Consider the following 9,825-nt stretch of genomic DNA (forward strand, 5'->3'; position numbering starts at 1 on the left):
GTCGGCCCCGCCAAGTCGACAAATCGATCGGCGCCGCATATGGTCCCGGCCCGGAAAACCACGCCCCGCCGCCGCCGCTCCGCTCATGCTCAAGGTCCGCATCATTCCCTGTCTCGACGTGAAGGACGGCCGTGTCGTCAAGGGCGTCCGGTTCGTCGATCTGCGCGATGCCGGCGACCCGGTCGAGCAGGCCCGCCTGTACGACGCCGCCGGCGCCGACGAGCTGACCTTTCTCGACATCACGGCGAGCCACGAGAACCGCGACACGATCCTCGACGTCGTCGCCCGTACCGCCGAGCAGTGCTTCATGCCGCTGACCGTCGGCGGCGGTGTGCGCCAGATCGAGCATATCCGCCGCCTGCTGCTGGCCGGCGCCGACAAGGTGTCGATCAACTCGGCCGCCGTGGCGCGGCCCGAGTTCGTGCGCGAGGCGGCAGAGAAGTACGGCGACCAGTGCATCGTCGTGGCGATCGACGCGCGCCAGACCGGGCCCGGCAGGTGGGAAGTCTTCACCCATGGCGGCCGCCAGGGCACCGGGCTCGACGCCGTCGCCTGGGCGCGCCGCATGACCGAGTCTGGCGCGGGCGAGATCCTGCTGACATCGATGGATCGCGACGGCACCAGGCAGGGCTTCGACCTCGAGCTGACGCGCGCAGTGTCCGATGCGGTGCCGGTGCCGGTGGTCGCCTCCGGCGGCGTCGGCACGCTCGATCACCTGGTCGACGGCGTGCTCAAGGGTGGCGCCTCGGCGGTGCTCGCCGCTTCGATCTTCCATTTCGGCGAGTTCACGATTGCCGAGGCGAAGGAACGACTGGCACGCGCCGGCGTTCCGATCCGACAAATCTCGCACGGCGCGGCAAATTGAAGTAAAATGTTAATTGCCTCCCTGTCGGAGGCGCCGAGAGACCCCTCCATGGCGAAAAAGAAGAAAGCCAAGAAAAAGGCAACCAAATCCGGCGGCGCGGCTGTTGATGAGCACGTGCTCGATCGCCTCTATCTGGTGATCGACAGTCGCAAGGGCGCCGATCCCGATACCTCGTACACCGCGCGACTGTTCAGTCGCGGCCGTCAGCAGATCGCCAAGAAGCTCGGCGAGGAAGCCGTCGAGGCGCTGATCGAAGGCGTACGCGGCGACAAGGGCAAGCTGGTCGGCGAGAGCGCCGACGTGCTCTATCACCTGCTTACGCTGTGGGCGGCGACAGGCGTCAAGCCGGGCGCCGTGTGGGAGGAGTTGGCGCGCCGCGAGGGGCTCTCGGGCATCGCCGAGAAAGCCGGCCGCCAAAACTGACAGAAAAGGGCCTGACGGAACAAAGTCGCATTGCGCGGCTGTGCAGGCTGCGGGAACGTGGCCCGGCCCGAGCTGGAGTCCGTCATGCCCGCCCCTGTCATGCCCGCATACGATCGCAACAACATCTTCGCGCGCATCCTGCGCGGCGAGCTGCCGTGCCGGAAGGTCTACGAGGATGACTTTGCCCTCGCCTTCCACGACATCAACCCGCTGGCGCCGGTTCACGTGCTGGCGATTCCCAAGGGCGAGTACGTCTCCCAGGCCGATTTCTGTGCCGCCGCGCCGGCCGAGCTGGTGGTCGGCTTCTGGCGGGCGGTGGCCAGGATCGCGCACGATCTCGGGCTCGAGCAGGAGGGCTATCGCATCGTCGCCAATCACGGACCGAACGGCGGGCAGCTCGTCTTCCACTTTCACGTCCACATCTTCGGCGGCCGGCAGATGAGTCACCGCATGGGCAACATGCCGCGCCCTTCTGATCGCGGATGAGGCGATCGGGGATCAGATCAGGCGACCGCCGATGATCGGCCGTCGCATCGTGCTCGCCGCCGGCCTGGCGCTGCCGGGAGCGGCGGAGGCGCAAAGCCCGTGGAAGGGCTACTACGCGCGTGGCACGCGGCAGCGCGAGGTGCGCTTCGCCGCCGATGACGGCACGATGCTCGCCGGCACGCTCTTGCTGCCGGCATGGAGCGAGCTGCAGCGGGTTCCCGGTCTCGTGCTGGTGGCTGGCAGTGGCCCGACCGACCGCAATGGCAACAACCCCCTGGTGCCGGCCCGCATTGATACGCTGCGCCTGATCGCCGCGCGGCTGGCCGAGGCCGGCATCGGCACGCTGCGCTACGACAAGCGCGGCATCGGCGCCTCGACGCAAATGCCGGCGGGCTCGGCCGAACAGGAAAGGTTCTGCGCCTGGGACAGGTTCGTGGACGATGTCCGCGCTGCCCACACCGAGCTCGTCAGGCACGACGAGATCAAGCGCTACGCCACCGGCCTGCTGGGCCACAGCGAGGGCGGCCTGCTGGTCCTGGCGGCCGCACCGACCATCAGCGAGAGCAAGCCGCACAGCCTCGTGCTGGCGGCGACGCCGGGTCGTCCCTATGGCGAGATCCTGCGCCGGCAGCTGCGGCGCGGGGCACCGAACCTCGTCGATGGAGTCGAGCGCGTGCTGGGCGCGATCCGGACCAATGGTCGCCCGCCATCCGGCTTGCCGGCGGAGCTGCAGCCACTGTTTCCCGCCTATATCGGCCCGTTCCTGCAAGGTGCGATGGCGTTCGATCCGGCGCCGGTGCTGGCGGCGAGCCCGCTCAGCTGCCTGCTTCTGCATGGCGGGGCCGACCAGCAGATCGTCCCGATGGACGATATCCAGCCGTTGATCGACGCACTCGGCACGCGCAGCGCCGGCGGCGAGGCGCTGGTCGCAGCCGGCGTCAGTCACAATCTCAAGACGGTGACCGGACCGGGCGATCCGGGCTTCACCGGCCCCCTGGCGCCGCCGGTTGCCGACAAGCTTGCCGCCTGGCTGCGCGCCGTGCTGGGCGCTTGATCGCGCTTCGCGGCAGGTCGATCATCCCGCCAGATTCATGTTCCTCTCCTCCGCTCGGGCAGGGCATCCGCAAATGGCAAAAAATTCCGTCATCGCGACCGGAGCCGAGTGCAGCGAGGCGTAGAGGAGGGACCGTTCTTGCTTGCGGCATCGGCCAGAAAGGTCCCTCGACTGCGCCGCCCTTGGGGCGGCTTCGCTCGGGATGACGGAGTTCATTGGCAAATGCGAATGCCCTGCCCCAGCGGGGGAGAGGAGGCCGAGATTGGGAGGGAACAGCATGACGGTGACGGTGCGCCCGGTAGCATCGGCGGTCGGGGCGGAAGTCTCCGGCGTCGATCTGCGGCGGTTGAGCGAGCCGGAGTTCGTGGCGATCCTGCGTGCCTGGACCGATCATTCGATGATCCTGCTGCGCGGCCAGCAGCTTGGCGACGACGACCTGCTGGCCTTCAGCCGGCGCTTCGGCGAGCTCGACCCGCCGCCCAATCAGGAGCGCGGCCGCATCAGCCCGCCGGGCTATCCCGACATCTACGTCGTCTCCAACGTGCTCGACGCCAAAGGCGATCCGATCGGCGCGCTCGGCGCCGGCGAGGCGGTGTGGCACACCGACATGAGCTATCTCGACTGGCCGCCCGACGCCTCGATGCTCTATTCGCTCGAGATCCCGCCGAGCGGCGGCAACACCTGGTTCTGCGGCATGCAGGCGGCGTGCGATGCCCTGCCGGCCGACCTGCGCGCGAGGATCGAGGGGCGCCGCATCAAGCACGATGGCACCTACAATGCCGGCGGCTACCTGCGCAAAGGCGTGACTCCGACCGACGATCCGATGGCCGCCCCGGGCGCCTGGCATCCCGCGATCCTGAAACATCCCGCCAACGGCCGCGCCACGCTCTATCTCGGCCGCCGCCGCAATTCCTACGTCGAGGGCTACTCGCGCGAAGAGTCCGATGCGGTGCTCGAGGCGCTATGGGCGCATGCGACCGATCGCCGGTTCGTGTACGAGCATGTCTGGCAACTGGGCGACCTGGTGTTGTGGGACAACCGCTCGACCATGCATCGCCGCGACCCGTTCGACGGCAGCGCGCGGCGCATCATGCACCGCACCCAGATCAAGGGCAGCGGGAGACCGATCGCGTTTGCGGCGTAATTCATTCTCCTCCCCACGCTTGCGTGAGCTGTCCGCGTCTTCGCGGACGGAGGGGTCAAATCTTCTGGACCGCGGGCGTCTCGCCCGCTCATGGTCATCCGTATGAGCGGGCGAAACGCCCGCGGTCCAGAAGACATGACCCCTCCGTCGCCGTAAGACGGCGACACCTCCCCAGCGAAGCTGGGGAGGATTGAACAAAGGGAGAAAACATGCGGCGACAGAAGAAGTTTTATGCCTGGGGCTATGCCGATGAGGATCTGTCGGCTGACGAGATCGGGTCGTGGGAGGCCGAGATCGCCCAGCGTTACGGCCTCAACGGCTTCGACGTGACGCCGCCGCCCAAGGCCGACGAGATCACCCTGCGCGCGCCGCGCGTCGCCGTGCCGGCGGCACTGCAATCCATCGTGCGCACCGACCATCTGACGCGGCTCGAGCACAGCTACGGCAAGGCGGGCTTCGACACCACGCGGATGTTCATGCGCTCGGTGCCGCATCCGCCCGACGCGGTCGCCTTCCCGCAGACCGAGCAGGACGTCGTGCGCGTGCTCGACTGGTGCGATTCGATCGGCGCCACGGCGATCCCCTACGGCGGCGGCTCGTCGGTGGTGAAAGGCATCGAGCCGCCGGCCACCGCCGGCAAGGTCGTCACCATCTCGACTCGCCACATGGACAAGGTGCTCGAGGTCGATCCGGTGAGCCAGGCGGCACGCATCCAGGGCGGCATCTATGGCCCCGCGATCGAGGACCAGCTGCGCGAGTCGCCCTTCACCATGCGCCACTACATGCAGGCCTATCGCTGCTCGACCCTGGGCGGCTGGATCGCCACGCGCTCGGGCGGCCACTACGCCACGCTCTACACCCACATCGACGATTTCGTCGAAAGCACGCGGGTTGTGACGCCGGCCGGCACGCTCGAGACCCGCCGCCTGCCGGGCTCCGGCGCCGGCCCAAGCCCCGATCGCCTGTTCATCGGCTCCGAAGGCATCCTGGGCATCATCACCGAGGCCTGGGTTCGCCTGCGCAAGAAGCCGACGTTCCGCTCCTCCGCGTCGGTGCGCTTCAAGGATTTCTTTGCCGGCGCCGACGCGGTGCGCGACATCACCCAGGCCAACCTCTATCCCGCCAACTGCCGCCTGCTCGAGGCGCGCGAGGCGCTGCCCGGCATACCGTGGAGCAGCGAGGAGGCGGTGCTGGTGCTGGCTTTCGAATCGGCCGACCATCCGCTCGATGCCTGGATGAAGCGTGCGCTCGAGATCTGCGCCGCCCATGGCGGCGTCGCCGACGCCGGCGCCGACGACGAGAACGCCCATCGCTCGGGCGCCGCCGGCGCCTGGCGTAACCGCTTCATCCGCGCGCCGCACTATGGCGAGCATGCGGTGGCGCGCGGCATTCTGTCCTCGACCTTCGAGACCTCGATGACCTGGGAGCGCGTGCGCGACTTCTACCAGAAGATAACGGCGATTACAAGGGACACCATCAAGCGCGTGACCGGGCGCGAGGGCACGGTGACCTGCCGCTTCACCCACGTCTATCCCGACGGGCCGTGCCTCTATTTCACCTTCGGCGGCATCCTCGACAAGCGCCGCCAGCTCGAGCAGTTCATGGAGGTGCTGTCGACCTGCACGGCGGCGACCGTCGAGCATGGCGGCACGACCACGCACCATCACGCCGTCGGCCGATTCCATCGGCCGTTCTACGACAGGCAGCGACCCGAGCTGTTCGCCCGCGCCCTGCGCGGCGCCAAACGCGAGCTCGATCCCAAGGGGATGATGAATCCGGGCGTGCTGATCGATCCGTGATGACGGTCGTTCTCCCGCCCGGCAAAAGCCGGGCGGGAGAACGACAAGCGCCTCAGAGCGCGATGCCGACCAGCTCGGTCTGGTCCTGGATGAAGGCCAGCACCGCCGCCTCCGCCGCCGTGACGCTGTCCTGCGTGCTGTCGACCTGTTCGAGGATCTGGTGGGCGAATGCGTTGGCGGGCGAAGGCGTGCTGTCGAAATCGATGTCGGCGGCAGCGAACTGCTCGCTGAGATAGGCGCCGACCGTCGCCTTGTTGGCGATCGCGGTCAGATCGAGGCCCGCCTCGGAGTTCATCGCCCCATAGGCCAGCAGCAGCGGGAAGAGGCCCACCGCCTGCGGCGAGGCGAGGTTGGCCGTCAGATAGCTCTGCCAGTAGGCGAGGCCGGGCGCGTCGGGCGCACGACCGAACTGCTCCTGGTACTGCGCCGTGATGAAGGCGGTGATCTCGGCCGCGGTGGCATGTTGCGGGTTGGCCAGGAAGGGGTAGGCCGCGCCGGTCTCCGGCTGCGCGGCGAAGCTCGACGCGATGGCCTTCAGAGTCGCCTGGGTATCGGGTCCGGCCAGCAACTGGTTCTGCCAGAACCCGGTGCCCAACGGATCGCCGGCGCGGCCGAGATAGCCGACATAGAGCCGCTCGATCTGGGTCACCGGGTCGACCAGTCCGACATTGGTGCCGACGTCGCCGTCGGAGGCAACGAAGAAGAAGCTGCCCAGTTCCGGCGTCGGCATGGCTATCGTCGCCACTTCCTGATGGTCGCTGAAGACATGCAGCGAGCCGTTGGCGAAGCTGACCGAGGCCGTCGCCAGCGCGAGGTCGGTGAAATCCAGGAGATCACCGGCATCGAAATCGCTCACCGCGATGCCGGCGAGCTCGGCCGTGGTCCCCTGGATCTCGTTGTTGCCGGGGCCACCCATGATCGAGTCGGCGCCGCCGTTGGACTGGATCAGGTCGTTGAACACGCTGCCCTGGATCTGCTCGGCGATGCTGGTGCCCAGGATCAGATACTGCTGCGCGGGATCGAGCTGGTAGACCGTGATGTCGGCCGGATTGGTGGAAACCCAGTAGCTGGCATCGTGAACGCCGATGTATTCGACGTCGTCGACGAAATCGATGTTGTCGTAGACGGAGATCGTGCCCGGAGTCGTGCCAGGGCCCAGGACTGTCGTGGTGTGCCCGGTGACCGCAGCCGCCTGCGGATCCTCGGGATGGAACCAGCCCATGCGCACGATCGTGCCGGCCGCCACCTCGGACGACCAGTCGACAACCGGCGACGGCTGGGCGCCGGAATAGGTGATCCGCCAGAATCCGCCCGGCTGATTGTCCGTCGGATCCAGAAAGGCGTTCGGCAGCGGCATTGACGCGCCGGCGCCGGCCGCGACATTGTCGGCGATCCAGTTGCAAAGGTTGGTGTTGGGAACGAGACCATAGACGCTGGCGAAGGCGTTGGCCGACGCGACGATGGCATCCGGTGTCGGCAGGCCGGTGTAGCCTGCGGCCTCGACCGCGGCAGCGATGCGCGGATCGACCGACCAGACATCGTAGACGACGTATTCGCCGCTGGTGACCGACACGGTCGGCGTCGTCTGGGCATTGAACTGGGCCGGCCAGATGATCTGGTTGCCCACGATCAGCTCGACCGTGTCGCCCGCGGCGACCGTATAGTCCTGGGTGATGACCTGGCCGTTGACCTTCCATTGCGACGTCACGTTCGGCGTCGCCCAAAAAGCATCGTCGCCCTTTGAGTTGTGCGCCACCTCGGTCGGCAACAGGGTGATATTCGTGAAATTCGGTGTCGTCGTGCCGAACGACTGCATCAGGATCGTCGACAGCGAGACCGTTTCACCCGGACTGCCGACCACTGCGACGGGCAGTGACTGTTCCAGAATGATCGGCGCCTGCGGCGTGTAGGTGACCACCGTTCCACCCTTGCCGTCGCTGCTCAGGGTGAAGTCTTCGGGGGTCAGGGTATTGCCTTCGGGAAACAGCGACTCTTCGTCGATCATTTCGACGGCGAGCGTGGCGACGATCGATCCGGTCTGATTGGGACCCGAATAGAGCGCCAGGTAGAGAACGTTCGGCGGGGTCGGTATCGTCAGGAAGCCGTCCGATTGCGCGACAACGCCCTGCAGGTCGATCGTGTTGCCGCCCACGCTCGTGAAGCCGAACACGCCATCGAACGTGGCGACGTTGGCCAGGGTCACCGACCCGGTGCCGTCGGCGAAGATAACCTGCTGACCGGACCCGACAGTGCCTTCGACCGCGAGCTGGCCGCCATCCTCGAGCACGATCAGGCCGGAGCCCGCCACCGTCACGCTGGCGGCAATGTCCATGCCGCCATCGACCTGGATCAGCCCGCCATTGGTGATGGTCTCGCCCGTGAACGACAGGAAGCTCTCCTGGCTCACCAGAACCACGGTCGAGGAATCGGTGTTCAGCAGCGTGAAGTTGCCGGGATTGACGCCGTCGCTCTGCGACTCGATGGTCAGGCTGCCGCCCATGGCAGAAACGATGATCTGGCCTTCGAACGAGGTGTTGCCCTGGACGAGGAAAGTCGCTCGCAAAGGCGAAGTGACAGGATGGCCGCCGGTCGCGAACAGCCGGGTGGCAAACGACGGCGTCCCGGTGCTTGGGCCGAAGCTCGAGTCGATCGCCGTCAGGGTGACGGAAGACGCGGTCGCCGACCCGCCCAGGACGATTGTCTGCCCGAGTATGGACGAGCCTTGGCCGATGGTCGGGTTGCCGGACCCGATCATCGCGGTGTCGAGCGCGACCGGTACGGTGTCGGTCGTCCAGTTGGCCGGCGTGAACCAGTCCCCGACGACGCCTGAAACCCATGTCTGTGTTGTCATGCAACCCCCGATAACGCGCCCCACCGTGCACGAAAGCTAAGATGCGTTCGACATCGAGGACAGGCGAAAATCTTGCTTCGCAGTTTCAAGATGTCGCGTCCAAGACCCGGCGTGCCTCGATGGGCGCCCGCTCTCGATCGGTCCTGCCACCACCAAGCGGCACGGGCGCGCGCCAGCAGCTTGCACAAGACAGGCGCTTCATGGATCGTTGATCCGTCTCGGGATTGGCCCGGGGCAGGCGTTCTCAGGGCGGGGTGGAAGTCCCCACCGGCGGTGATTGCGATTCGTCGCATCAGCCCGCGAGCGCCCATTCCGCAAGGAATGGGGTCAGCAGATCCGGTGAAACTCCGGGGCCGACGGTAACAGTCCGGATGGAAGAGAGCGCGACGCGCGACCGTCGATGTCGCCACGCTTGTCGTGGGGCATCGGGGTCCTGTGCTCGTGCACCCTGATTCAAGCCTCAAACTTCGTATGAGGATCTCATGAATCAGACGACGAACAGCATCACCGAAGACTCGCAAATCCATCGGCCGACCACGGGCGAACAGCGATTTGCCTTCGTCCAATCGTGTTGGCACCGCGAGATTGTCGACCAGGGCCGGCAGGCCTTCCTGGGCGAGATGGCGCGGCGCGGCGTCGAAGCTGGTCGAATCGACCTGTTCGAGGTGCCGGGTGCCTTCGAGCTGCCGTTGCACGCCAAGCTGCTGGCGAGAACGGGGCGGTATTGCGCGATCGTGGCCTGTGGGTTCGTGGTCAACGGCGGCATCTACCGGCACGAGTTCGTGGCCGAGGCCGTCATCAACGGCCTGATGACCGTGCAGCTGGAGATGGAAGTGCCGGTCATCTCCGCCGTGCTGACGCCGCGCGACTTCCACGACCACGAGGAACATCGCCGGTTCTTCCACGAGCATTTCCGCGTGAAGGGCACCGAAGCCGCCGCCGCCTGCGTCAGCACGACCGGCGGCGTGCACATGATCCGCGAGCTGGCCAAGGCAGCGTAGGGCCCGTCCCCTGCAGTCGAGCCGCTCGCGGCCCGACTGCAGGGGATACAGGCAGGCTGCTGCTGCTGCTCGTTCCAGGGGCTGGAGCTCGACGCCCGCATCATGGGCACAACACAGGCTTTGCAGGGCCGTGCCCTCATAGGCGTCAAAAAGGACCCCACCCTGAGGAGCGACCCGGAAGGCCGCGTCTCGATTCGGGTTA

Annotated in this window: 8 protein-coding genes and 1 riboswitch; of the genes, 7 read left to right on the top strand and 1 reads right to left on the bottom strand. The window is 66.9% G+C overall.

The window, feature by feature from the left end:
- The first annotated feature begins 85 nt into the window (after positions 1-85).
- From hisF to AB7O82_RS33710, 6 genes are all read left to right on the top strand, one after another.
- The gene (hisF, locus tag AB7O82_RS33685; RefSeq protein WP_428544010.1) at positions 86-865 is read left to right on the top strand and encodes an imidazole glycerol phosphate synthase subunit HisF; all 780 of its coding nucleotides are present in this window, start codon (positions 86-88) and stop codon (positions 863-865) included.
- A 48-nt stretch (positions 866-913) separates the two neighbouring features.
- Positions 914-1,288: a phosphoribosyl-ATP diphosphatase gene (locus tag AB7O82_RS33690; protein ID WP_428544008.1), complete on the top strand. Its 375-nt coding sequence runs from the start codon at positions 914-916 to the stop codon at positions 1,286-1,288.
- 84 nt (positions 1,289-1,372) lie between these two features.
- A complete protein-coding gene (locus AB7O82_RS33695; protein WP_428544006.1) occupies positions 1,373-1,774 on the top strand; it encodes a histidine triad nucleotide-binding protein in 402 nt (133 codons plus the stop codon).
- A gap of 31 nt (positions 1,775-1,805) precedes the next feature.
- Positions 1,806-2,828, top strand: a complete 1,023-nt coding sequence (locus AB7O82_RS33700) for an alpha/beta hydrolase family protein (RefSeq protein ID WP_428544004.1) — start codon at positions 1,806-1,808, stop codon at positions 2,826-2,828.
- 277 nt (positions 2,829-3,105) lie between these two features.
- On the top strand, positions 3,106-3,972 hold the full coding sequence (locus AB7O82_RS33705) for a TauD/TfdA dioxygenase family protein (RefSeq protein ID WP_428544002.1): 867 nt from the start codon (positions 3,106-3,108) through the stop codon (positions 3,970-3,972).
- 209 nt (positions 3,973-4,181) lie between these two features.
- On the top strand, positions 4,182-5,771 hold the full coding sequence (locus tag AB7O82_RS33710) for an FAD-binding oxidoreductase (RefSeq protein WP_428621351.1): 1,590 nt from the start codon (positions 4,182-4,184) through the stop codon (positions 5,769-5,771).
- 52 nt (positions 5,772-5,823) lie between these two features.
- On the opposite strand, the gene AB7O82_RS33715 is transcribed toward AB7O82_RS33710, so the two are convergent.
- Positions 5,824-8,622 carry a hypothetical protein gene (locus AB7O82_RS33715; protein ID WP_428621353.1) on the bottom strand — a complete coding sequence of 933 codons (2,799 nt, stop codon included), beginning with the start codon at positions 8,620-8,622 and terminating at the stop codon, positions 5,824-5,826.
- 236 nt (positions 8,623-8,858) lie between these two features.
- Positions 8,859-9,009: riboswitch (FMN riboswitch) on the top strand.
- A 95-nt stretch (positions 9,010-9,104) separates the two neighbouring features.
- Here AB7O82_RS33715 and AB7O82_RS33720 point away from each other — a divergent pair.
- On the top strand, positions 9,105-9,623 hold the full coding sequence (locus AB7O82_RS33720; protein ID WP_428621355.1) for a 6,7-dimethyl-8-ribityllumazine synthase: 519 nt from the start codon (positions 9,105-9,107) through the stop codon (positions 9,621-9,623).
- Positions 9,624-9,825 lie beyond the last annotated feature (202 nt).

The sequence above is a fragment of the Reyranella sp. genome (genome assembly GCF_050185545.1).
GTDB lineage: Bacteria > Pseudomonadota > Alphaproteobacteria > Reyranellales > Reyranellaceae > Reyranella.